24 protein-coding genes are annotated in these 25,010 nt (G+C 31.0%); 13 read left to right on the top strand and 11 right to left on the bottom strand.

From position 1 onward, the window contains the following. Positions 1-153: 153 nt before the first annotated feature. Positions 154-1,695, top strand: a complete 1,542-nt coding sequence (locus ELQ16_RS00205) for a class I SAM-dependent methyltransferase (RefSeq protein ID WP_166739631.1) — start codon at positions 154-156, stop codon at positions 1,693-1,695. 60 nt (positions 1,696-1,755) lie between these two features. Here ELQ16_RS00205 and ELQ16_RS00200 read toward each other — a convergent pair whose 3' ends face one another. From ELQ16_RS00200 to ELQ16_RS00190, 3 genes are all read right to left on the bottom strand, one after another. Continuing rightward, complete coding sequence (locus tag ELQ16_RS00200; protein ID WP_134237568.1) at positions 1,756-2,727, bottom strand: iron-sulfur cluster assembly scaffold protein; 972 nt, start codon at positions 2,725-2,727, stop codon at positions 1,756-1,758. Positions 2,728-2,739: 12 nt separating this feature from the next. Beyond that, the gene (locus ELQ16_RS00195; RefSeq protein WP_134237567.1) at positions 2,740-3,921 is read right to left on the bottom strand and encodes a NifS family cysteine desulfurase; all 1,182 of its coding nucleotides are present in this window, start codon (positions 3,919-3,921) and stop codon (positions 2,740-2,742) included. Positions 3,922-4,031: 110 nt separating this feature from the next. Further along, positions 4,032-5,174, bottom strand: a complete 1,143-nt coding sequence (locus ELQ16_RS00190) for a hypothetical protein (protein WP_134237742.1) — start codon at positions 5,172-5,174, stop codon at positions 4,032-4,034. 159 nt (positions 5,175-5,333) lie between these two features. Here ELQ16_RS00190 and rpmI point away from each other — a divergent pair, with 159 nt between their 5' ends. After that, positions 5,334-5,525 carry a 50S ribosomal protein L35 gene (gene rpmI, locus ELQ16_RS00185; RefSeq protein ID WP_002862434.1) on the top strand — a complete coding sequence of 64 codons (192 nt, stop codon included), beginning with the start codon at positions 5,334-5,336 and terminating at the stop codon, positions 5,523-5,525. Between the two features lie 93 nt (positions 5,526-5,618). Continuing rightward, positions 5,619-5,975: a 50S ribosomal protein L20 gene (rplT, locus tag ELQ16_RS00180; RefSeq protein WP_134237566.1), complete on the top strand. Its 357-nt coding sequence runs from the start codon at positions 5,619-5,621 to the stop codon at positions 5,973-5,975. Between the two features lie 42 nt (positions 5,976-6,017). On the opposite strand, the gene ELQ16_RS00175 is transcribed toward rplT, so the two are convergent. Both ELQ16_RS00175 and ELQ16_RS00170 read right to left on the bottom strand, forming a co-directional pair. Beyond that, on the bottom strand, positions 6,018-6,497 hold the full coding sequence (locus ELQ16_RS00175) for a cysteine permease (protein WP_134237565.1): 480 nt from the start codon (positions 6,495-6,497) through the stop codon (positions 6,018-6,020). A gap of 2 nt (positions 6,498-6,499) precedes the next feature. Beyond that, on the bottom strand, positions 6,500-7,372 hold the full coding sequence (locus tag ELQ16_RS00170) for an HDOD domain-containing protein (protein ID WP_134237741.1): 873 nt from the start codon (positions 7,370-7,372) through the stop codon (positions 6,500-6,502). Positions 7,373-7,625: 253 nt separating this feature from the next. Here ELQ16_RS00170 and ELQ16_RS00165 point away from each other — a divergent pair, with 253 nt between their 5' ends. Next, positions 7,626-10,175, top strand: coding sequence for a hypothetical protein (locus tag ELQ16_RS00165; RefSeq protein WP_134237564.1), 2,550 nt, complete (start codon positions 7,626-7,628; stop codon positions 10,173-10,175). Position 10,176: 1 nt separating this feature from the next. Here the strand turns inward: ELQ16_RS00165 and ELQ16_RS00160 are convergent, their stop codons facing one another. Further along, positions 10,177-11,517 carry an MFS transporter gene (locus ELQ16_RS00160; RefSeq protein WP_134237563.1) on the bottom strand — a complete coding sequence of 447 codons (1,341 nt, stop codon included), beginning with the start codon at positions 11,515-11,517 and terminating at the stop codon, positions 10,177-10,179. Next, positions 11,517-11,666, bottom strand: coding sequence for a highly acidic protein (locus ELQ16_RS00155; protein WP_208335046.1), 150 nt, complete (start codon positions 11,664-11,666; stop codon positions 11,517-11,519). Before ELQ16_RS00155 ends, ELQ16_RS00160 begins: the two co-directional genes overlap by 1 nt. Positions 11,667-11,758: 92 nt before the next feature. On the opposite strand from ELQ16_RS00155, the gene moaC reads away from it, so the two are divergent. Genes moaC through ELQ16_RS00140 form a run of 3 tightly spaced genes read left to right on the top strand, consistent with a single transcriptional unit; the run spans position 11,759 to position 13,615 of the window. After that, complete coding sequence (gene moaC / locus ELQ16_RS00150) at positions 11,759-12,232, top strand: cyclic pyranopterin monophosphate synthase MoaC (RefSeq protein WP_134237561.1); 474 nt, start codon at positions 11,759-11,761, stop codon at positions 12,230-12,232. Continuing rightward, positions 12,210-12,473 (top strand): DUF493 family protein, encoded by a 264-nt coding sequence (locus ELQ16_RS00145; protein WP_134237560.1) that lies wholly within the window; start codon positions 12,210-12,212, stop codon positions 12,471-12,473. Before moaC ends, ELQ16_RS00145 begins: the two co-directional genes overlap by 23 nt. Positions 12,474-12,484: 11 nt before the next feature. Further along, positions 12,485-13,615: a hypothetical protein gene (locus ELQ16_RS00140; protein ID WP_134237559.1), complete on the top strand. Its 1,131-nt coding sequence runs from the start codon at positions 12,485-12,487 to the stop codon at positions 13,613-13,615. A gap of 28 nt (positions 13,616-13,643) precedes the next feature. On the opposite strand, the gene ELQ16_RS00135 is transcribed toward ELQ16_RS00140, so the two are convergent. Further along, positions 13,644-14,396, bottom strand: coding sequence for a HugZ family heme oxygenase (locus ELQ16_RS00135; protein WP_134237558.1), 753 nt, complete (start codon positions 14,394-14,396; stop codon positions 13,644-13,646). 210 nt (positions 14,397-14,606) lie between these two features. On the opposite strand from ELQ16_RS00135, the gene ELQ16_RS00130 reads away from it, so the two are divergent. The 5 genes from ELQ16_RS00130 (at position 14,607) to ELQ16_RS00110 (ending at position 21,073) form a co-directional block, all read left to right on the top strand. Further along, the gene (locus tag ELQ16_RS00130) at positions 14,607-16,697 is read left to right on the top strand and encodes a TonB-dependent receptor (protein WP_243832558.1); all 2,091 of its coding nucleotides are present in this window, start codon (positions 14,607-14,609) and stop codon (positions 16,695-16,697) included. Further along, positions 16,687-17,664 carry an iron ABC transporter permease gene (locus ELQ16_RS00125; protein ID WP_134237556.1) on the top strand — a complete coding sequence of 326 codons (978 nt, stop codon included), beginning with the start codon at positions 16,687-16,689 and terminating at the stop codon, positions 17,662-17,664. The genes ELQ16_RS00130 and ELQ16_RS00125 overlap by 11 nt, the downstream gene beginning before the upstream one ends. After that, the gene (locus ELQ16_RS00120) at positions 17,661-18,440 is read left to right on the top strand and encodes an ABC transporter ATP-binding protein (RefSeq protein WP_134237555.1); all 780 of its coding nucleotides are present in this window, start codon (positions 17,661-17,663) and stop codon (positions 18,438-18,440) included. The genes ELQ16_RS00125 and ELQ16_RS00120 overlap by 4 nt, the downstream gene beginning before the upstream one ends. Continuing rightward, positions 18,437-19,234: an ABC transporter substrate-binding protein gene (locus tag ELQ16_RS00115; RefSeq protein WP_134237554.1), complete on the top strand. Its 798-nt coding sequence runs from the start codon at positions 18,437-18,439 to the stop codon at positions 19,232-19,234. Before ELQ16_RS00120 ends, ELQ16_RS00115 begins: the two co-directional genes overlap by 4 nt. 513 nt (positions 19,235-19,747) lie before the next feature. Continuing rightward, the gene (locus tag ELQ16_RS00110) at positions 19,748-21,073 is read left to right on the top strand and encodes an MATE family efflux transporter (RefSeq protein WP_134237553.1); all 1,326 of its coding nucleotides are present in this window, start codon (positions 19,748-19,750) and stop codon (positions 21,071-21,073) included. Between the two features lie 26 nt (positions 21,074-21,099). Here the strand turns inward: ELQ16_RS00110 and ELQ16_RS00105 are convergent, their stop codons facing one another. Beyond that, positions 21,100-21,306, bottom strand: a complete 207-nt coding sequence (locus ELQ16_RS00105; RefSeq protein ID WP_134237552.1) for a DUF2892 domain-containing protein — start codon at positions 21,304-21,306, stop codon at positions 21,100-21,102. Between the two features lie 125 nt (positions 21,307-21,431). On the opposite strand from ELQ16_RS00105, the gene ELQ16_RS00100 reads away from it, so the two are divergent. Beyond that, on the top strand, positions 21,432-22,121 hold the full coding sequence (locus tag ELQ16_RS00100; RefSeq protein ID WP_134237551.1) for an aspartate/glutamate racemase family protein: 690 nt from the start codon (positions 21,432-21,434) through the stop codon (positions 22,119-22,121). A gap of 18 nt (positions 22,122-22,139) precedes the next feature. Here ELQ16_RS00100 and ELQ16_RS00095 read toward each other — a convergent pair whose 3' ends face one another. Then, positions 22,140-23,939, bottom strand: a complete 1,800-nt coding sequence (locus ELQ16_RS00095) for a sodium:solute symporter family transporter (protein WP_134237550.1) — start codon at positions 23,937-23,939, stop codon at positions 22,140-22,142. A gap of 48 nt (positions 23,940-23,987) precedes the next feature. Further along, positions 23,988-25,010, bottom strand: a complete 1,023-nt coding sequence (selD, locus tag ELQ16_RS00090; RefSeq protein ID WP_134237549.1) for a selenide, water dikinase SelD — start codon at positions 25,008-25,010, stop codon at positions 23,988-23,990.

The raw sequence follows: 25,010 nt of genomic DNA, 5'->3' as shown, positions 1-25,010 counted from the left end.
GCTGCAAATAAAGCATTCTAATAAAAAAGATATAAAAAAGATATAAAAAAGATATAAAATAAATCAAAAATAAAAAAGAAAATTATTTTATTTATGTTTAATTTCTTATTGGTTATACTTTTGAGCGTAGATTTTATTCAAAAAGGAATGATTATGAATTGGAATCAAGGATATGTAACAGATATCAACTACACTAGAGGATACTGTAAAATGCTTAATCCACTTAGGATTAAACTTTGCTTTTTAGCACATAAACTTTTACCACCAAAAATAGAAAATGCTTGCGAATTAGGTTTTGGTCAAGGTATTAGTCTTAACTTTAATGCTGCAAGCACAAATGTAAATTGGTACGGAACAGACTTTAATCCTTCTCAAGCGGCTTTTGCAAAAAATATGGCCGATATTTCAGGAGCTTCTGTCAATATTTTCGATGATTCTTTTGAAGAATTGCTTCAAAGAGATGATTTGCCTAAATTTGACTTCATCGCTTTACATGGAATTTATAGCTGGGTTTCTCCAAAAGTTAGAGAGCAAATTACTGCTTTCATTCACAAAAACTTATCAATAGGCGGAGTTTGCTACATTAGCTATAATTGCCAAGCAGGATGGGGTTCTGTAACTCCTTTTAGAAATTTATTAAGAGCGTATTCAACCAATCTAACAGCTGGCGGAAAAGCAAGTTCGATTAGAGCTAGAGAAGGACTTAATTTTGTTAGCGAACTGGTTTCTCTTCCATCAACAGAAGTTATTAAAAGCCCAAGAGTTATAGGAATGCTTCAAACTTTACAAAGAATGGATGATAACTATCTTGCTCACGAACTTTTAAATGAGCATCAATATGCTTTTGATTTCTTGGAAATATCAAAAGAACTTGGAAATAACGCGAAACTTAATTTTGCATCTTATGCAAATTTTAACGATCATTTAACAAATATCCAACTTTCTAAAGAAGAAAGAGAATTATTAGCAAAAGTAGCTTATAATCAAGAGCTTTACGAAATGTTAAAAGATTTAATTTTTGCTAACAATTTAAGATCAGATTATTGGGTAAAAGGTGCCGTAAGACTTAATGATGCTGAATGGGAAAGAGAAATGCTTGATTTAAGAATTGTGCTTACCATTCCATTATCCGAAGCAAATTATAGCATTCAAACTTATAAAGGTACTTTGGATCTTAATAAAGACTTCTACACTCCATTATTTGAAATACTTCAAGATAATGAACCTAAATTGCTTAAAGATATCAAAGTAAGTTTGGAAAAAACTCTAAAAAGAGAAGTAAACTTAATTGAACTTCTTGAAGCTTTAATTGCACTTAGCTCAAAAGACTATATCAAACTTGCACAAGATGAGGCAACTATAGAAAAAGCACAAAACCATACTCAAAAGCTTAATAAATATATCCTTGAAAGAAGTACAGAAACTTTTGGATTTATTAATCACCTTATCAGTCCAGTAACAGGAGAAGCAATTTCATTAAATCAACTTGATCTTATGTTTGTTTATGCTTCAACTCTAAAAGACAAAGAAAAAGATTGGGTTGAATTTGTAGCTAATGTTCTACAAGAGAAAAATGAAGGTATCATCAAAGATGGTAAAGAAATTCCAAAAGAAGAAATGAAAGCTGAACTTGAAAAACAAGCTAAGAAATTAAAAACTTGGTTGGCTGTATTTAAAAAGCTAAAAATTATTTAATCTTCAATTCACCGGTAGCTTTCCGGTGAATTTTTACTCAATTTAAATTAAATCAAAAAATCAAACAGGCATCACACGGATATTAGGGCTAAGTTCTTCTTGTAAGACAGTTTCAATAGCATAAAGTGTCGCACCGCTTCCACTAGAACACCCACTACAAGCACCAAGATATCGGATATATATATCAATTGCCGCACCTTCAGCCTTTTGTATATCAATAACCTCTAAATCCCCACCGTCTCCATGAAGCATAGGGCGAATTTCAGCATCTAAAACTGTCTCTACCGCCTTTAACTGACCTACTAAAGTCATCTCATCAAAAGCTACATCGTTTTTACTTGCATTTTTAAGTTTTTCTTTATCCATTTCAGCCCTAGTTTGTGCCAAAATATCTACAAGATAATAATCTCTTTTTTCATGTCCGCCAGGCTTAACACAAGATTTACAAAAAGCCCCTGCTTTAGTGTATTGAGTGATTTCTTCTACTGTGTGTAAATCATTTAGTCTTATTACTTCTTTAATTGTTCCAAGGCTTACTCTAGCACACTCACAAACCATAATTTCATCTTCAAAATGTTCTGGATCAACACCTTTATAATGTGCTGCAGCTTGTTTAATTACATCATAAGCCATAACAGAACAATGCATTTTTTGTGGTGGAACGGCTGGAGTTTCAGGGTTATCACGCATCGCAAATTCTACATCTAAATTAGTAATTTTTACCGCTTCATCTACCGTTTTTCCTATACAAAGATCAACCATTGTATCGCTACTTGCTATAGCAGTGCCACAACCAAAGCTTTTAAATTTCGCATCGATGATTTTATCGGTTTTTTCATCCACAAGCCAAAAAAGTCTTACCGCATCACCACAACTTTCTGCACCAAAATCAGCTACTATAAGCTTAGCGTTGCGATTTTTAGCATCTTCTTCGGTAAATTCTCCCATATGTTGTGGATTATTCATTCTATCTTGAACCTTTTGTGAGTATTCATCCCAAATGGAACCACCTATTAAATTATTTTTTGCCATATTTTTTCCTTATTATTTGTAATTATTTGGATTATAAGCGTAAGTACAAGAAATTGCCCTTAAACGCTCTGTCGCAGCTTTGATTTGTTTTGCTGCATAATCAATCTCATCTTCTGTATTAAAACGCGATAAAGAAAGTCTTAAAGCTGTATGAGCCAAATCGCTTTGTGCGCCGATTGCTTCCATGATAGGATTGCTTTCTAATGCCTCACTTGCACAAGCTGATCCTGTGCTTGCTGCAATGCCATTTTTGTTTAAATCCCAAAGCATTGCTTCGCCTTCTACGCCTTTAATACTTGCCAAAATTGTATTTGGTACGCGGTGCTCTCTTTTCCCCACCACTGTTGTATCAGGTAAAGCTAAAATTTGATCTTCTAATTTATCCCTTAAACGGCGTATATGAGAATCTTCAAATTCGAGCATAGTATTTGCGATACGCAAAGCTTCGCCCATTGCTACGATATAAGGCACATTTAAAGTCCCACTTCTTCTACCGCCCATATGCTCTCCACCGTGTAAAAGCGGAGTGAGTTTTAAGCCTTTTTTAATGAAAAGCCCACCTACGCCTTTTGGTCCGTGGAATTTATGAGCCGAAAATGAGGCAAAATCCACACCCACTTGGCTTAAATTCACTTTGATTTTTCCAACAGCTTGGGTAGCATCTGTGTGAAAAAGTGCGCCAAATTCGTGAGCAATTTCTGCCATTTCTTTTATATTGAAAATCATTCCGGTTTCATTGTTTGCCCACATTACACTTACAAGTGCAGTTTTATTGCTTATAACTTCTCTTAAATCTTGTGGGGTTGAAATTCCTTCTTCATTGACAGGAAGCTCTATGACTTTTACTCCAAGGCTTTTTAAAAAATAAGCCGCCGCAGTTACTGCAGGGTGTTCTACACTTGAAATGATAACTTCATTACGATCTTTGTTTAAAATATGATCAAAATAAACACCCTTAAGTACCCAGTTAATACTTTCAGTCGCACAGGAGGTTATAACTATATCATCTAAGTCATTTGCTCCAAGCCCAGCATAAAGCTTATCCATTGCTTCTCTTAAAGCAGGGTGCGTTGCACTTCCCCATTGATGAAGGCTATTTGGATTGCCATACATATCTTTCAAAAAAGGCAACATTAACTCGTAAGCATTAGGATCAAGCATGGTTGTTGCGTTATTGTCTAAATATACTTTCACTTTAATTCCTTAACTTATCCTTAATTAGGATATTTTTTATCTTTTTTTGGGGATAATAACAAAAAAATATAAAAATAAGTTTAAAAATTATAATACAAAAAACTTAAGTTTTATGCCATAGCTTGAAGATAAGAATTTAAAATTTTATTTAACCCTGCTTGTTTTTTTCTGTGATTTAAAAAATAATCCATCGCTTGACTTTTATTTTCATTAGCTTTAATAAGTTTTTCTTCATCATTTTGAGTGGAATATTCTTGCTTGATTTGAGAAAAATTTTCCAAAGATTCTTGCATATAAAGTCCAAAAATGGAGCTTGAATTTGCAAAATCTTGTAAATTAATATTATGTTGATAATTAACATATTGTTGAAATAATAAAGCAAGCTTATCATCAGCAACACTATTTTTATCCACACCATTAACATAAAGATAAAGATCAAAGCTCATTTTTTCCTTATTTTGTTCCTTGATAAATTCTTCGAAAGAATTTTTATTGTCAAGTAAATTATAAAAATCTTTATGTGCGTTAAGACTTAATTCAACAGGATTCATAAAAAAATTTGCTTTATTTTCATTTTGACTTTTTAAATCTTGATAAATAAAATTTAAAAAAAGACCTGATTTGGCAACACTAGAATTTTTTGACAAGTAAGGCTTGATAAAATTATTATCGGCTGTATTGTTAATAGCTGAATCAAAATTAAAATTAATGATTTTATTATCCAAATTTAATACATTAAGATTTCTGGTTTGTTTAAGTGCTGTTTTTAACTCATTTAAATCATTATAAATTCGCTTAATTTCAGAATTTTGCATCCCATCTTGAGTTGAAAAACCTTGCACTAAAGAAGAAATTTGCTCACGAGTTAAATACTGCTCGCCATTTTGTTCAAATTCAGAATTTAAAGCTTTTAAGCTAGAATAATAATGATTTAAAATTTGAGGAAGATCAATTTTATTATAATTGAGCATTTCATCTTGCTTTAAAAGTTCTTTAGAAATAAGTCTAACACTCTTTATATCCAAATCATAGCTTTGCGGAATTTGAGAAATTTTATTTAAATCTTTATCAAAAATTCCATTTTCATCAGTTCGAAAACCAAATTCGCTTGCATAAGTGATTTTATAATTATGAATAATAAAATCAGATGTTTGCTCCACTTGATTTTGTTTGTTTTGGCTGCTAAAATTATAATTTTGTGCAAAATTAATAGAATTTAAATTTGTATAAGAATTTTTTGCTTCTAAAATCATAAAATATTCACTCTTTTTTTTCAAAAATATTGCTTTCAAGCTATAAGCAAAAGTTGTGCCAAAAATAACATCTTAAATTCAGAATTTAAAAAGCAAAAATTTGCTAGTATTTAGCTTTTCTTTTTGAAAAAATTTAAAATTTATCCGAAAGGAAAGCGTATGCCAAAGATGAAAAGCGTTAAAAGCGCAGTTAAACGCTTCAAAGTGGGTAAAAATAAAATCAAAAGAGGCTCTGCTTTTAGAAGCCATATTTTGACTAAAAAACCTGCAAAAAGAATGCGTGATCTTCGCACAGCTAAATATGTGCATAGCACAAATATAAAAGCTGTTGAAAAAATGCTAGGAATTTAAGTTTTTGACAAAGTCATTCAAACTCCCCTTAAATTTTAAAGTTTTTAAGGGCAAGCTCCAAATTTGGACGCCACTTTATGAAAGGAAATAAAAATGGCAAGAGTAAAAACAGGTGTTGTAAGACGCCGCAGACATAAAAAAGTTCTAAAGTTAGCACGTGGTTTTTATAGTGGACGCCGCAAACATTTTAGAAAAGCAAAAGAACAATTAGAAAGAAGTCTCGTTTATGCGTATCGTGATAGACGCCGCAAAAAAAGAGATTTTCGCCGTCTTTGGATCGTGCGTATCAATGCTGCTTGCAGGCTAAATGATTTAAGTTATTCTAAATTCATTAATGGGCTTAAAAAAGCAGGTATTGAACTTGATAGAAAAATTTTAGCAGATTTAGCTATGAATGATGCTATTGCTTTTGCAAAAATCGCAGAAGCTGCAAAAAAAGCTTTAGCTTAAACTATAAAAGCGAGATTTTCTCGCTTTCTTCTTTTAGATACTTTAATAATACCCCACACACATACTGTCAGTGATTTTAATGCGTTTTTCAAATGGAGTTGGACTAAAAAAATGGCATTTTTCTATATAAATATATTTATCGTATTCAAGCCCTAAAAAATCATAAAATGCCTTAAGATTAACAAATTTTATCCCACATATTTCTTGAATGTCTAAAAGCTGATAAATTTGTGAATTATTACTCTCAACCAAATGAGAAGGCGCAAGTGTAGTAAATGAGCAAAAAGCACTTGCCAAAACATAACCATTTAAATTTGCACATTGTTTTACAATATCTTGATATTTACTCAAAATATAATTTTTATGCAAAAAAATCGTTCTAGTTCCTTGATATTTCGCCACTTGTGCATTTTTCCAAAATTTATAAGCATTTTTAGAAATTCCTGCAAGCTTGTAAAATTGAATATTTAAAACATAATCATCCAAAAATTCATTTGGTGGAAGTATGGTTGATAACATCAAAACTAAATTTCATCATCAGTGCTATTAAGATTTACTTTTGCAAATTGCGGAAGTTTAGCAATGAAATGATCAATATTAAAATTCATTCCTTGCCCATTGGCTTCTTTAAGTAAAGAAATTGCTTTTTTAGAATTAAAAACCGAACCTCCGTTATAAGGTGCAAAAATACAATTTACTGCAGCTAATGCATAAGCATTTTTTTTAATTTCATCTGAAGCAGAATGTGGGGTATTAGCAAAACAAATGCTCTCAATTAAAATTTCATCAAAATCCCAACGATAAAATAAAAATCCCAAAAAAGACAAATGATCAACGCCCAAAAATTGATTTTCTATCATTGTAATATCGCGAAAATTATTTTGTTTTAAAGTTTCTAAAAATTCCTTATCCTTATGATTTTGAATGAGAAAATTAGAAAAAATAATCATTCCAAGTCTTAAAAGCATAGCACAAGGCACAAGCAAATAAGAAAGCTGCTTATCTTCTTCTAAAAGCCATTCTGAAATAAAACCGGCTTCTTCATTGCAAGTCTGGATAAATTTTTGAGTATCAAGTCCATAAGGAGAAACATCGATGGTAAAATTACTTCTTATAGAGTCTGCCAAAATGATATTTTTAATATTATTAATCCCAAACAAAGTCACAACTTGATTGATGGTTTTAACTTCCCTTGAAAAACCATAAAAGGGAGAATTTGCAAGCTGTAAAAGCTTTGCTGTAACCAAAGGATCAGCTTGTATGATTTGAGCGACTTTATCTGTTTGGATATTTGTTCTTTCTTCATCTATATATTTTTTTAATTTATGGATAGTTTCTGGAAGTGGTGGTAAGGTTTCGACGCTTTTGAGTAATTTTTCATTCATATCATGGCGAATTTGTTCCATTAAGTTCTCCTTCAAAATTTTAATTTTTATTATAGCTGAAAAATCATATTTTTCAGAAAAATTAACACAATCAAACATTTAAAAAAAATCTTTATATTTGCAAAATGCTTTTAAAAAAATTATATATAAAAAATATTATATAAATATTTTAAATAATTTAATATATATTTAAAGTATTTATATATAGAATTTTTTGATAAGAATAGCATTAATTAGCATTAATTGGTCATAAGGAAAAAATTCTATGAAAATATATAAAAACACTAAAATTTTATTTACAATAAGTTTAATAAGCTCCATAACTTATGCAACACAAGCTATAGAAAAAAACGAACAAGAATTTTTTATTCCAAAACACTCATTTACAAATCAAGAAATTTATGATAACACACTCAAACAATTCAAAAAATTAAATGGCACAAATTACTATGCGATTAAATCAAATACAGATATTAATGACATCACTTTATTTCTCAACAATTCACAAAATACTACACCCAATATGAATGAGCAAAATGCAACCATAGAGATTTTAACTCCTGATTTTACTGAAAATTTTAAAGTTACAAGCCAGCATGGATTTAGCGTTCTCGAAAAAGAATTTAAAGATGCAATTTTTATCCCTTTTATAACCACTGCTTATGTGCAAAACGCTAATGCAAATAACAACAAGCTGATTTTAGAAGAGGGGGAATTGAGTTCAGAAATTTATTTTAAACCTCAAAATATAAAATTACCTGATCCTAAAGCAAAAAATTCAGAAATAGCACATAATTTTATCATTACGGCAGCCTTAGTCAATGGCGGAGAATATGCGCAAAATAACCAAACCATCATTAAAAATGCTTATATTAATATAGGAGCAAATGATGATTATACCGTCTCTTTAAACGGTGCACCTTATATTTTAGGGGCGATGGGCATAAATGCTGATGTAATTTCTAACACTCTTTTGCTTGAAAGTGGTTCAATGATAGATATTCATGCATCTATTTTCAAAAAAGATCGTTATGAAAATATCATTGAAGATGAAAAAATCACACATCTTATAGGCGGATTTACAATCAATGGCTTAGCAAAAAATAATAAGTTAATTTTCAATGGAACTAATTTAGTCACACATGGTACTTATAAAGCGTATTCGGCAAATTCAGCTGCACATATCATTGCAGCTTATGTTGATGTTAATAATAATGCAAATTACGATGCGACCAATAACACCCTAGAAATCAATAATTTAAATTTGGGACTTAATTTCTCAAAAGCTTCATTAACTTACAGTTCTGTTTTCTTTGCAGAATTTTGGGGCGGAAAAACCGAGCAAGGTAACGCGCTACAAAATAAAATTTATATAAAAGATTTACAGACTCTTCATTCTTATGATGATTCTACTTTTATACAAGGTTCTTATAATTTTTATGCAGGAGAGGCAAACAAGGGAGAGGCAAATTCTAACGAAATTCACATAAAACTCGATCAAGCTTTTTTTGCACATGAAAATTTCACAGGAGAAAATATTTTTGGTTTTTATGGTGGCTATGGAACAAAAGGCGCAAATTCAAATATCATAAACTTAGAAAATGATTTAACTCAACTTGATATAGCTCAAAATTATAAAGATAAAATCAACATTGTTGCTGCAAAAACCTTAGAAGGAAAAGCTAACTTTAATGAAATTCATATCAAAAATTCCCTTTCTTCTTTGCCACTTTTCATCTATGGTGTGCAAAAGGCAGAATTTAAAGACAAACAGTATTTTGCACAAGAAGCGAATCATAACAAAATTTATTTAGATACCCTAATTTCAGCAAGAAATTTAAGCATAATCAACGAAGCACAAAATTGTAATAATAACCTCATATCATACAATAATGTTCAAAGCTTAAGCGAAGCTAGTAACATTTCTTTTGGTTCAAAAACCATCATCAAAGCACTTAAAAACGCAAATTCAAATACTATTATCTTAAACAACTATTCTTCAGCCACTCCATTTAACGAACATTATATTATTGCCAATGAAGAAAGTGCTTATAATAATATCTTTATTGATACTATTGCAATGGGAACAGCATCAGATAAAAGAGAGGGAAATATCAATATTATTGCAGGACTCTCTAAAAATTCACATCATAATACTTTAAGTATTAAAAATTTAAATATTGATGAGTATAAAAACGATAACGCTATTTTTATTGCCCCTTCGGCACTAAATTTACAAAATAATGCAAAATCTTATGATAATACCTTATATCTTGGTGGAGAATTTAACACCTTTGAAAACACGCTTGTTGATGCTATTTCAGGAGCTTTAATGTATAGTGAAGATGCGTTAAAAGTTAAGCTTAATATTGCCCCTTCTTTGCAAGAATTTTCCAAAAACAATCGTCTTATCTTGGACACTAATGCTAAAGCAAAAATGGTAAATAATTTCGAGCACTTTACTTTCATTATATCAGATATGACAATGTTTGACTCTGCATTATTAGACGCAAGAGATTTAGCCATCAATCTTTCAAGACAAGGAATTTTACAACTTTTTGCAAAAGATGGTTTTAAGGTTAAAAAAGGAGAAAAAATTGCCCTTATACACTCCAATCACGGCTTTGTGGATGAAAATGGTAATTTTATAGATTCTGAATTAAAATTTAAAGATTTTTTCAAACAATTCAAAAACAATAAAGATAATTTTGATTATAAAAATTTTCAAAGTCTAAAAGGAAATAAATTAGAAAGCATAAATTACGAACTTGAAATTTCAAAAGATTTTACAACAATTTATGCTTTGATAAAATAAATTAAATTTTAAATTTATAAAATCTAATCATTAAAATACTTGCAATTAACGCAACTAAACAAACTAAAAATACATATAAACTTGGTCCATAAATTCCAAAATAACTTTGACCAGAACTTGCTTTGGAATGCAAATATACAAAAAGTTGTGGAGTAAAACCTCCTGATATAGCATAAGCAATATTATATGCAAAAGAAATCCCGCTGTATCTAATATGAGGTTTAAAAACATCACTCATAAAAATAGGGCAAAAATTTGCAACTCCTGCACTAAAGCAAGTCAAACCATAAAGAATAATAATCAACACTTCATCTCTAACTTTAGGCAAACTATAAATTTCTTCAAAAAATAAAAAGCTAAATAAAGCAAAAATAAAAATAAAAGCAATGCTAACTTTATAAGGTTTAATTTTATCTGCCAAATAACCGCTTAAAATCAAAGCACAAGCCAAACAAAGCAAACCAAAAATTTGCAAGTAAGTCTTTTCAAAAACATCAAAATGAAGTATTTGATGACCTAAATTGTCTTTAATTAAAAAATCAGGCATCATTAAAATAAAAATTAAAATACAAACCGTTAAAATCCAAGTCATTAGCATAGAAATCACAATGCCAATTTTTGAGCTTTTAAACACTTCCTTAAGGGGAAATTTTACTAAAACACTATCATTTTTCATTTGTTTGAAAACTGGGGTTTCTTCTAAAAATTTTCTTAAATAAACAGAAATAATCCCAAAAACACCGCCCAAAGCAAAAGCTATACGCCAAGCCCATTCTTGCACTTCTTTTGTATCAAAAATCGCATAAATTCCAAGATAAACCAAAGCTCCAAGTAAAATTCCTGCTGTTACCGAAGCGGTTAAACAACCCAAATAAAGATTTTTTTGATTTTGCGGGGCATGTTCGTGTACAAAAATCCAAGCCCCAGGTAACTCACCACCCACAGCTACACCTTGACAAATTCGCACAAAAATTAAAAAAATCGGCGCAAGATAACCTATGCTTTCAAAAGTTGGCATAAAAGCTAATAAAAAAGTAGGAATCACCATAAGTAAAATGCTTAGCATAAACATATTTTTACGCCCAAATTTATCCCCAAAATGCGCCATAACCACACCACCTAAAGGCCTTGCAAGATAACCTGCAGCAAATATACCATAAGTGTTAATATCCCTCCAAAGCGGGCTTAAGGCGCTAGGAAAGAAATGTATAGAAATGATATTTGCAAAAAATACAAAAATGATAAAATCATAAAATTCCAAAGTCCCGCCCAGTGAGGACAAAGCTAAGGTTTTAATATCTTTAACATTTAAAATTTTGCGTTTTTTATAAGAATTTTTCATTAAGGCATTTCATAGGTATCTTCGTTGGAATCATCATCATCGTAAGAATAATCATCCTCATCATAATTGTAATTTGTTTTAGAATAATCATCATCAAACACATCATCTTCATAATCATCAAATTCTAAATCATCGTCATTATAAGCCATTATTTATCCTTTTTATAATTAATTTAAAAGTTTATTTTAGCTTAAATTTTATTGTATTTGATATAATTTTTAGAATTTTTTAAAGGCAAATTATGAATTTAACTCATTTAGATGAAAAAAATCGCCCTAAAATGGTTGATGTGAGTCAAAAAAATATTACTCAAAGAATAGCTAAAGCAAGCGGAATGATTACAATGAGCAAAGAAGCTTTTAAGGCAATTAAAGAAAATTCAGCTAAAAAAGGTCCAGTACTTCAAACAGCTATTATAGCAGCGATTATGGGCGCTAAAAAAACAAGTGAACTCATACCTATGTGCCATCCTTTGATGATTTCTAAGGTTGAAACTGATATTGAAGAATTTAGCGACGCTTGCACTTTCAAGCTCATTGTTTGCGTTAAATGCGAAGGCAAAACCGGAGTGGAAATGGAAGCATTAACAGGCGTTAGCATAGGACTTTTAACCATTTATGATATGGTAAAAGCCATTGATAAAGAAATGACTATACACCAAATCATACTTGAAAATAAAGAAGGAGGAAAAAGTGGTAAATTTGTGCGATCTTAAAAAAGAACCTATAGTTAATTATCCTACTTTTTGGGATTATAAAGTTATTTTTGAAATAGGTGTTAATGCAGGAGAAATTTTTGAAGAACTTTTAGGACAAAGAGAATTTAAATACCAACACTCCAACGCTAGCACAAGCGGAAAATACCACAGCTACTTACTTAGCGTATATGTGGATAGCAAAAAAGATAGACTAGATATTTTTGAAAAACTTAAAAATAAAGCCAAATTTGTATTATAAAAGGATAAACAATGCTTAATTTAATAAATATTTTTGAACAAACCCTATCAAATGCCAAAAATGAAAATATTTCTTTGCTCATAGAAGATTGCGTTTTTAGTCTAGTTTATAAAAAAACCAAAGAAGAAAGAGTTCGATTTACTCTTGATGTTTTATTAGAAGAATTTCTAAAAACTCTAAAAAAACTTAATATGCTTAACCAAAATAACGCTACTAGCGTGATTAAAGCTCTCATTAAAGCACAAATTGCACACGAAGAAAATAAGCTTTATCAATACATCGACGAACTTTCCCTCATTCAAAGCAAAATCGAACGCCAAAAAGAACATATCAAAAACGAAATTAGCCAAAATTTTTTCGAACTTGAAAAAAGCATACAAAATTCTGATTTTAAAGAAGAACTTCAAGATTACATCAATGAGGCGATTTTATTTGAAGTAGAAACGCTCGATATTTTAAAAGAAATCATCCAAAGTGCTTTAATCACCACTTTAGAAAAAAACGAAGATATCGAATTTACTGCAACCACTATCACTAAAAATCTTATGTATAACGCAATTTGTGAGAGTAATTTTGAAAAAGAACGCATTTTAAGTATTTCTAAAACTATTTTGCACGAAACTTTTGAACTAGCCAATGAATCTAAAAATTACGCTAAAGATCTATGTATAGGAGTTGTAAAAGGTATAGAGCAAGGTATAGAGCAAGGTATAGAAAAATTTAAAACGAGTTTTAAATATTGTGTTTTGGAAGAAGATTTAAGTGCAAAAGCTAAACAACTTGTCCATCTTGAAGATGAATTTATTGAACTTTTAAGATATGAAATTCACAAAAACCCTGATCCGATTAAAAGTATTTTACAAGATCTGCTGAATAATGAATTTAATACTTTATTCTCTAAGCTCAAACGCCTTGCCACAGAAAGCAGAGAACAAATCTTTTTAAGCCTAAATGATTTAAAGAAAAACCCAAAAATCAATGATTTTAACAAACTCGCACAAAGTAAAATCAATTCCTTCAAACAAGAAATTTCAGAACTTGAAAAATTCAGTAGCTATAAATACAAAGATTTTAATTCTAAAAAAGCAAAAAATATAGGCATAGCCTTGTGGAAAAAGGCAAAAAATCTTATTAAAAAATAAAAGCTAGTGGATAATTCCACTAGAAAAATCAATGTTTATGCGGGAATTGATGCGGATTACCTGCACCTGCACCAATGTGAGTAAGCTCACCATTTTTTACATTATAAGCCTGACCAAATCCTTTAACAAAGCGCCCTTCTTCAAATTCAAGTTTAATCAAATGAAAATCAAGCATATTGCGTATCATCTTAACTGCTTTATCTGCTCTTTTCTCAAAAATATCATAAATTCGATCAAAGCTTTCATCTCTTGGCATAAATTTGGCCACAGCTTTAAATCTTACTCTTTTTCTAAGTATCACAGAAGCAGCCTGACTTTCATCTTCTAAAAACATTACTTCTATATTATTTGGATGCTCTTTGATATTAGCAAAATGTTCTGAAACCTCACTAATATAAATAAAATTTCCCTCTTCGCATTGTATAAGTGGCGCATATGAGCAAACAACACTTCCGCTTGGACTAAGTGTAGCTAGACACACAGAGTTAAATTCTCGCATAAACTCAAGCATTTCTTGCTTTACACTATCAAGATTTGCACTGGGTTTTGCATCTTTACAAAGCTCGATAATAGCGTCTTTTAAAGAGTTTTCATCGGCTTTTTTTACAAATTCAACTCTAAGCTTTTCATTATCATTATAAACAATGTCAAGCCCTTCAAAATCCACGCTTACAAGCTTGGCATTTTTAACTTCTTTAGCCCCACCAAATTTAACACATAAATCAACCAAATTACTCCCATGATGATCATTCATATGAGTGATAATATTTTCAAAATTCATTGCCATCCTTTTAAACAAATTTTTAAGAAAATTAATGATATCTATTATCGTATTAATATAAACTTAAAATCTAACAAATATGATATTAAATCAAATTATTAAGATATTTAAGTAAAATTTAATTAAATAAGAGATAAATTTACTCTTTTATTTTTAATGATATAGATTATCATTTCTGATTTTAATATAAAAGGATAAAATTTGAATTCAATTCGTTTTTTAAAATTTTCCCTTCTTGCTTTCTTATTTATTAATGCTTACGCAGAAGACAAAGCTGTACTTGATAAGGTTATCGTTTCAGCTAGTGGATTTGAGCAAGATGCGGACAGTAATTTAAGAAATGTTGTTGTTGTTGAAGGTAAAGACTTGCAAAACAAAGGCTACACTTCAGTAGAGCAAGCCTTGCAAAGAGTGAGTGGAATTTCTTTTGTGAATTTTGGTTTAGGGCAAAATATCGATATACGAGGACAAGGCGAAAAATCAAATATCGCAGTAAAAGTTATGGTTGATGGTCGTGCTATAAATGTGCTTGATAACTCACACGGAGTAACCCCACTTAACACCATAAATTTAGACAATATCGAACGCATAGAAATTATTCCAGGGGGCGGAGCTGTGCTTTATGGTAACGGAACAAGAGGTGGGGTAATTAATATCATCACTAAAAAGCAAAAAAATGACGCCCTATCTTTTAGCGTAAAAGGCGATAGTTATGATAAAGGCAATTTGGGCGGAAATTTCAATGTGAATTTAGCTAAAAAATTAAGTGAAGATTTTTCTTTAAGTCTTGATATAAACAGCTTTAACCGTGATGGCTATCAAAAAGGCTATAATGAAAAGGGTTATTTTATGAATTCAAAAGCTTATCTTGATATAGGAGATGATAGTGATTTAAGCTTTGCTTATAATTATTTTGAAAGCAAAAACACAAGCAGTGGCTATCTTACCAAAGAGCAAATAAAACAAGATTCCACACAAAGAGGCGATGGGGATAATATCAGCAAAATCATTCGTCCGGAGTTAAGTCTTGATTTTCATCATGCCTTAAACGATAATTGGGAGTTTAATCTTGGAGCTTTTTGGCAAAATCAAAAAATACACTACCTAAAAGATGAAATTGCGATGATGGGAACAACAGCCTATCAAGATGGTAGTGGCTTTGAAGATACACTAACGGGGATAAATTTAAAGAGTAAATTTAGCTACGGCGAAAATTCTTATCTTAGTTTTGGTTATGAATTTATAAATCACGACGCAAAAAGAAAAAGCTTGGTATTTTATAGTGTACCAGGCATGATAACTTATCATAGAATGACAACAAATATGACAATGCAAAAACAAAGCCATTCTCTTTTTGCTCTAAATTCTCATCAAATCAATGAAAAATTCGGTATTTTCAGTGGGGTAAGATACGAATATGCCTCTTATAAAGGCGATAGAAACTATCGCAATGAAATGGATATGGCTTTTCCAATTCCTGGATATCCAAAAGATGAACTCACACTTTTTAGTATAGACAAGCAAGATACAAACAATTTCGCATTCGAAATCACTCCAAATTTTAAATATTCTGATACAGGCAGTATTTATGCAAAATTTGAACGGGGTTTTGTTTCGCCAACTCCAGCGCAATTTGTCAATAAAGATCAAACAAAGGGTTATTACACCGCGAATTTAGAACCTGAAATTTTTGACACCTTTGAAGTGGGTATAAAAGATTTTTGGTGGGATTTTTATGAGTGGAATTTAACACTTTTTTACACCCAAAGCAAGGATGAAATTTCTTATCTTGGCGATCCGCACGCTACAAATGGCGCTTTTTGGAAGTATTATAATATCGATCAAACAAAGCGACTTGGCACAGAACTTAGTTTAAGTCAAAATTTTTTAAATGACACTTTATTTTTAAAACAAAGCCTAACTTATATCGATGCTAAAATTTCAAAAGGCGTAAATGATGGACTAAGAATTCCTTATGTTTCAAGCATAAAAGCAAGTGCTGGGCTAGAATACACCTTTAACTCATCTTTGTCAAGCTTTATTGATTTAACTTATTATTCAAGAGCAAAAGATGGTGGCGTTATAGATGCAAACACAGGAAAAATGAGCCAAAATGAGTGGATAAAAGATCACTTTATCACTGATATTGGCGGAATTTATCGTTATAAAAATTTGCAAATTCTAGCAGGTATTCGCAACCTTTTTGATAAACAATACTACACCTATCAAAACTCAGCAAGCAACCAATACACCCCAGCTAGAGGTAGAAATTATTACATGGAGTTTAAGTATGTATTCTAAGCGTTTTACAATCAGCCTTGTTTTCATCATCTTGGCTTATATTTTTATGAGCTTTCTTGCACTAATGCTCGGTGATGAATTTTTAAATTTAAATGCCATTTTTAATGCCTTTGCAAGCGATGATGAGCTTTTAAAAACAGTGCTTTTAGATATTCGTTTGCCTCGTATTATTATGGCTATTTTAATCGGTATGCTTCTTGCCTCTTCAGGAGCCATTACTCAAAGCGTTTTTACAAACCCAATCGCTGATCCTTATATCATAGGTATAGCCTCAGCAGCAACCTTTGGTGCAGTAATGGCTTATGTGTTCAAACTTGGGGATTTGTATTTTGGAATTTTAGGTTTTATTTTTTCTTGTGTATTCTCCTTAATTGTCTTTAAAATTTCAAACAAATCCTCTATCGCCGCCCTACTCATCATAGGCATAGCTATTTCTTCTTTTTTAGGGGCTTTCACTTCGTTTTTTATGTATTATATAGGCGAAGATTCCTTTAAAATAGTCGCGTGGCTTATGGGATATTTAGGACTTTCTTCTTGGTCTAAGGTGGCAATGCTTTTTATCCCTTTGGTTTTTTGTTTGGCTTATTTTTATGCTTATAAAAACGAATTAAATATCATTTTAAGCGGGGATGAAGAGGCAAGAAATTTAGGCGTTGATGCCAATAAACTCAAAAGAAACTTACTCATAGTTTCTTCTTTAGCGGTTGCTTTTGCTGTGGCTTTTACAGGACTGATTGGGTTTGTAGGCTTGATAATCCCTCACATTGTAAGATTATTCATCAAAAATTATAATAATACTTTAGTTTTGCCTATTTGCACTTTGCTTGGCGGACTTTTTTTACTCATTTGTGACACTCTAGCAAGAGTGATTTTAGCACCCATTGAAATTCCAATAGGTATCATAACAGCATTTTTTGGCGCACCTATATTTTTATTTTTGGCACTAAGAGCAAGGAGCTTTCTATGAGTATAAAAGTAAAAAATTTACATTTTTCTTATGGTAAAAAAGCCTTACTAAAAGATATTAATTTTGAAGTTAATTCGGGTGATTTTTTAGGAATTTTGGGTCCTAATGGCTCGGGCAAAAGCACTTTAATGAAAAATATGCTTCAAAGTCTAGAATACAATAAAGGCGAAATTATCATTTTTAATAAAAATTTAAAAAACTACTCTTTAAAAGAACTAAGCCAAATTTTGGGTTTTGTACCTCAAAAATCAGGACTAAACACCCCTTTACTTGTCATTGATGTACTTTTAATGGGAAAATTTTCAACTCTTAAACATTCTTTTAGTACTTATTCTAAACAAGATATTGACGAAGTGCAAAATTTAGCCAAAATTTTAAAAATCGATCAATTTTTACAAAGAAATATTCTCACTTTAAGTGGTGGAGAATTTCAACGCGTTTTGCTTGCAAGAGCTCTTCTGAAAAAGCCCAAAATCTTATTTTTAGATGAACCAACTTCAGCCCTTGATCTAAACTACGCCATAGAACTTTTAAGTCTTTGTGAGCATTTACTAAAAACAAGCGATATTGCCATCGTAGCCATTTTGCACGATCTTAATCTCGCCGCCTTATTTTGCAACAAAATTCTTTTTTTAAAAGAAGGAGTTTTGCGTTATCAAGGAAGCGTAGAAAAGCTTTTTAAAGAAGAAATTCTTAAAGAAATTTATGATTTAAACTGCAAAGTTTTATTTCATGAAAACAAACCTTATATCTTAACTTTAAAGGAGAAAAAATGAAAAAAATTTTATTTTTATTAATGCTTTTTACAAGCTTATATGCTAAAGAACGCCTTGTGGTGTTAGATCCTGCAAGCGTTGAAATTATCTATATGTTAAATAGCGAAGATAAAATCGCAGGCATTGCAAAGCTCGAACACTCAAGTATTTACCCAGCAGAAGAAACCCAAAATTTGCCAAGCGTTGGCACTTTTTCAAATCCATCCTTAGAAAAAATCATCGCTCTAAAACCCACTTTGGTGATTTTAAGCTCATATTCTACCGGCTTGGAACAAAGTTTAAAAAATTTAAACATAAAAACAATGTATCTTAAAGGCGAAAGACTAAACGATCTTTTTACCAATATCAACACTCTAGCTACCTTACTTGATAAAGAGAAAGAAGGACAAATGCTCATAGAAAAAACAAAGCGTACATTACAGGATTTAAAACAAGACCCCATCAATAAAAGCGCGATTTTTCTCTTCTCTTCTAATCCCTTAATGGCATTTTCGCAAAATTCCCTAGTTGCTGATATTTTAGAACTCATAGGCGTAAAAAATCTTACTCCACAAAGTGAAATTAAACGCCCCATCATTTCAAGCGAATTTTTAATCAAACAAAACCCTGATATCATCATACTAGGCATTAACGCAAGCACTCAAAATCTTATACAATACAACCCCGCTATAAGCAAACTAAAAGCTTACAATACCGATCAAATTTTTAACTACAAAGATACCCATACCCTACTAAGACTTAGCCCAAATATCACAAATGAGATTTCAAAACTTAAAAATTTATTGCGAAATTAAATTTAAAAACCAGAAGTTTATGCTTTTGGTTTTTTTATTTGTATAAATCCAAACATTTGGCACTTTCTATACTATTAGTTAATTAAAAAACTTATGTGAAATATTTCTTTAAGAATATACAAGGGTTTGCCAAATTTAAAAGATATAAAAAATCAAAAAAATCTTAAAACTACTCCTAAAAATGTAATGATTGTGAATTTAAGAGATTATAAAGTCTTAATTAAAGAGCTTCAATATCATCCATTATTATACTTCCAAAATGAATACTCACGATGAAAGATTAATAGAACTTTAAAAAGATAGTAAGAAGTGTCAAAGTTAATGTTATGAGTGTGACACAGAAATTTGCAAATATAACAAAATTTAGATAAAATACTTAAATTACATTAACTAAAATTTAAATTAATTTATGAAAAAATATATTTTTACTCACTTCATTTTAGGATTTCAAAGCCTTTATTAGTGGCATTATTATTTTTATTAAACATATAAAAAAATTAATAAGGATAAAAAATGTCAAATTTATTCCACACTTTAAGCCCTGCAAAGCTTTTTGTAAAATGTGCCTTGCCAAATGTTATCAGTATGGCTTTTATGTCACTTTATTATGTTATTGATGGAATTTTTGTTGGAAAATACTTAGGAAGCAATGCTTTAGCTGCACTTGGACTTATTATACCTTTTGTGATGATGAGTTTTGCACTTGCTGATATGATAGCTCTAGGCTCTGCTGTGCAAATTTCTATGAAATTGGGTATTAAGAAATTCAAACAAGCAAGACAAATTTTTAGTGCTTGTGTTTTGATCATCTTCCTTTTATCTTGTTGTATAGGAGTTTTGGAGTATTTTTTAGCGCCATTTTTGATTGATTTTCTCAATGTAAGCGAAGAGGTGAAAAACTTAAGTAAAGAATGTATGCTTGTTTTTGCTATTTTTGCACCCATCACCATGCTTTCTTTTGCTTTAGATAATTACTTAAGAATTTGTGGAAAAACAACTTACAGCATGATGATAAATATTATTATTGCCCTAAGCAATATCTTTTTGGATTATCTTTTTATTGTTGTTTTTGGCTGGGGCTTGTTTTCAGCAGCACTTGCAACTTGTATTGGACTTAGCTTAGGCGGAATTTTAGGAATTTTGCCTTTTTTAATACAGGATTTAGACTTAAAATTCACTCACTTTTTCATTCCTCTTAAACTTCTTAAAAATATCATTTATAATGGTAGTAGTGAATTTTTTAATAATATCTCCGCTTCACTTTTTAGTATTTTTGCAAATTTAATCTTACTAGAGCTTGGCGGAACAAATGCCGTAGCTGCATTTTCAATTATTTTATATATCGATAGTTTTATTGTCGCTTTAATCATTGCCATGAGTGATGCAATGCAACCTGCTCTTAGTTATAACTATGCTAGAAAAGACTTTAAGCGCATTAAAGCCTTGCTTAAAATCACCTTTGTTAATGCCTTTATTTTCTCACTCATTAGCCTTGCAATTTTACTAAGTTTTAAAGAAAATCTAGTCGGACTTTTTGCTAAAACTGGCGATGATGAATTTATTCAATTTAGCGCTTATGCTTTGATGATTTTTACTTTTAATTATTTTTTTGCATGGTTTAATATACTAAGTGCTTCTTTTCTTACTGCTTTTAATAAACCAAAATTATCACTTATTTTGAGTCTTAGTGTTAATCTTTTTGCACCACTTTGTTTTTTACTTATCTTGTCTTTATTTTTTGGTTTAAATGGAATTTGGATCAGTTCTTTTGCGGCTGAGCTTTGTATGTTATTTTTAGCAGTATTTTTTCTTAAAAAGTGTTTTGGAGATAAAATTTAAAAAGCCAAAAAATTGGCTTTTTATGATTAATCTTTTTTTGGTTTTTTGGAGATAGGGCAAATGCCAAGTGGGCAGGTTTGTTTGCCTGTCCAAACTCTTATAGGGCATACTCCAAAAACTCCTGTTAAAAGTGGGATAAGTCCAATTAAGCCCCACCAAGAAGCAAAATACACTCCCAAACCAAAAATAGCCAACGCAAGAATAATTCTTACAACTTTTTCTGTTAAACTCATTTGTTACTCCTATTATTTTTTAGTTAATTGTATTTGATAAAAAATAAAAACTCAGTAACAAAATCACGCAATAAATTTTTAAGTGCTTTTAAGCTAAAATCACCAAAAATCAAAAAAGGTAAAAAATGAAAACCATAGGAATAATTGGCGGTATAAGTTTTGAAAGCACTATAACTTATTATAAACTCATTAATGAAGAAATTGCTAAAAAACTTGGGGGTTTAAATTCAGCTAAAATCATCTTACACAGTGTGAATTTTAAAGAAATTGAAAAATATCAAAGCCAAAATTTATGGGATGAGAGCGCGAAAATTTTATCGCTTTGTGCTAAAAAACTCGAAAATGCTGGAGCTGATTTTATCATCATTGCCACAAATACTATGCATAAAATTTATGATGATGTGCAAATGCAAGTTAAAATCCCCATTCTTCATATCGCCACAAGCACTGCAAAAGCTCTACAACAAGCCAATATCAATCAAGTGGGCTTAATAGGCACAAAATATACCATGAATGAAAATTTTTACAAAGAAAAGTTACTCGATCAAGGCATAAAAACTCTTATTCCTTGTCAAAAGGATATGCAAATTGTCAATGAAATTATTTTTGATGAGCTTTGTCGTGGAATTTTTAAAGAAAGCTCGAAAAAAACTTATTTAGAAATCGTTGATAAATTACGCCAACAAGGAGCTTTAGGCATCATTTTAGCTTGTACTGAGATAGGACTTTTAATCAAACAAGAAGACACACAAATTCCGCTTTTTGATACAAGCATCCTTCACGCTTTAGATGCAGCAAATCAAGCTTTGAGTTAAGCTTGATTGTATCGCGATTTAAAGGTGTTTTAGCATATTTTTATAAGATTCTTTAACACTTGCTTGTGTTTTGGTTACAAAACTCACAAAAACAATCATCAGAGAAGCAAACAAAAACGCAGGCACAAGCTCATACAAGGCAAAATACTGTGCTATGAAATTTTTCCAAATCACCACACCAAGCGCACCGCTAATCATCCCAGCAATAGCACCTGCTTTTGTCATATTTTCCCAAAACAAAGAAAAAAGCATCACGGAACCAAAACTTGCTCCAAAACCAGCCCACGCATAAGCGACTATTTCTAAAACACTTGAATTTTTATCCGTAGAAATCAAAAATGCCACTACAGCGACAATCAAAACTCCAGCGCGCCCTAAATTCATCACAGTTTTATTCGGTGCATCTTTATGCAAAATTCTTTTATAAAAATCTTCAGCTATCGTTGCACTAGAAACTAAAAGTTGCGAACTTGCCGTGCTCATAATCGCCGCTAAAATCGCTGAAAGCAAAATACCAGCAATCCAAGGATTAAATAAAAGTTGCGACATCACGATAAAAATTTTCTCAGGATCATGCAAGCTAAGATTAAATTTATTCACATAAGCAATGCCCAAAATTCCCATAAAACAAGTGCTTATCAAACAAAGGCTCATCCAGCTTATCCCAACAAAAGTTGCCATAGGAATATCCTTAACCGATCTTATCGACATAAAACGCACCAAAATATGAGGTTGTCCAAAATATCCAAGTCCCCAAGCAAGTGCTGAAATAATACCCAAAAATGAAATACCCTCAAACCACTCCAAACGATTTTTATCCATTAAAGAAAGCTTACTAAAGGCATCTAATAGATTATAAAGCTCTTTTGTATCTTTTTCTTTCTTTTGCATTGTTAAAGCAGAGTTTAATTTATTGGCAAATTCTGAAAAAGTAAGTGAATTTTTTAAATCATTATTAAAAAGCTTTAAAATATTTTCATCATTTTTAAATTTTTCTTTGATATTTTTAGTACTTAAAATTCCATCTTTGCTATGATTTAAATCTTGAACTAAAGATGTAATTTCTGTTATGTTTTCTATGGAATTTAAATTGGATAAAATTTGTGGAATTTCTTTTTGAATCTTTAAAATATTTTGACTAGCATTATCAGAAGTAAAAATATAATTTTTAGCCTCTTTAAAACCACCTAAATGCATAAGCATAACCACAGGAACGACAATCAAAGCTCCAAGCATCAAAAGTCCTTGGATCATATCCGTCCAGCAAACCGCCTTATAACCGCCAAAAAAAGTGTAAGCGACTATGATTAAAGTCCCAGTTGTTAAAGCATAATCATAAGCTATACCAAAAGTTTCTTCAAAAAGCTTTGCGCCACTTACAAGTCCTGATGAAACATAAAAGGTAAAAAATATTAAAATTACAATTGCACAAACCACTCTTAAAATGTGCTTATCATCATGAAACCTTGCTTCAAGATAATCAGGTATGGTGATAGAATTTGCAATAATTCCTGTATAAATTCTAAGCCTTTTAGCCACAAAAAGCCAATTTAAAGTCGCACCCACAACCAAACCTATAGCAATATATCCTTCGATAAAACCGCTCACATATAAAGCACCAGGCAAGCCCATCAAAAGCCAACCACTCATATCAGAAGCCCCTGCACTCAAAGCAGAAATTACCGGTCCTACCTCACGCCTGCCTAAAAAATAATCTTCCGTGCTTTTGTTTTTTTTGAAAAAATAAAATCCTATATAAAGCATCAAAGCAGCATAGGCTACAAACATTAAGGCGATTTCGATATTTAAATGAGGCATTAGATTTTCCTATTAAATTGATTTAAAAGCTATAAATATAACAAAATTTTACTTCAAATTCAAAGCAAAATCGCCTTTAGCGACGCAAGTAGCGATAATTTGCGCAGGGATATTTTCATTTTGTAAATGCTTTAAACAAGGTTTAACATTATCGTGACTTAAAGCAATCAAAAGTCCACCTGAAGTTTGAGGATCACAAAGTAATAAATGGTCATCTTCTAAATAAGAACAAAATGGCTTAACAAAATCAAAATTTTTATAAGCACCCGCAGGGATTAAACCCATATCAAAATACTCTTTTGTCCCTTCTAAAAAAGGCAAATCTTTAACAAAAATTTCCAAAGAAATATCATCATTTAACATCTCTTTTAAATGCCCTAAAAGTCCAAAGCCTGTAACATCACTCATCGCATGTACTTGGTATTGTAAAGCGATTTGACTGGCTTTTAAATTTAAACTCATCATACTTTCAAGCATATTTTTTAGATATTTTTCATCTAAAATTCCACCCTTTAAAGCCGTGCTTAAAATCCCAACACCCAAAGGCTTAGTGAGTATAATCATATCGCCTATTTTGGCCTTGTTATTGGCAATGAATTTTTTAGGATGCACCTTGCCCGTAACACTTAAGCCAAAAAATAATTCTTCGCTTTCTATAGTGTGTCCGCCAACGATTAATGCACCACATTCACACACCTTATCATTTGCACCCCTTAAAAGCTCGCTAAGTATGCTTATATCGTGATTTTTGCTATCAAAGCCGACTATATTTAAGGCATTAATCACCTCTGCTCCCATGGCAAAAACATCACTTAAAGCATTGGCTGCAGCTATAGCACCAAAATGATAAGCACTATCCACAACAGGTGTGATAAAATCAAGCGTTTGCACTAAAGCCAAATCAGGGCTAAGCGCATACACACTTGCATCTTCATTATTACCGATATCGCTAAGTAAAGCTGGGGTTTTTTGCATGAAATTTAAAATTGTTTTAAGACCACACGGGCTTAATTTCGCTGCTCAACCTGAAGCTTTTACAAATTGTGTTAAATTTTGTTTTTTGTATTCCAG

The organism is Campylobacter sp. US33a, from assembly GCF_004378855.1.
GTDB lineage: Bacteria > Campylobacterota > Campylobacteria > Campylobacterales > Campylobacteraceae > Campylobacter_D.
Note: the sequence above shows the minus strand (reverse complement) of the source record. Positions and strands in the feature narration are given on the sequence as shown.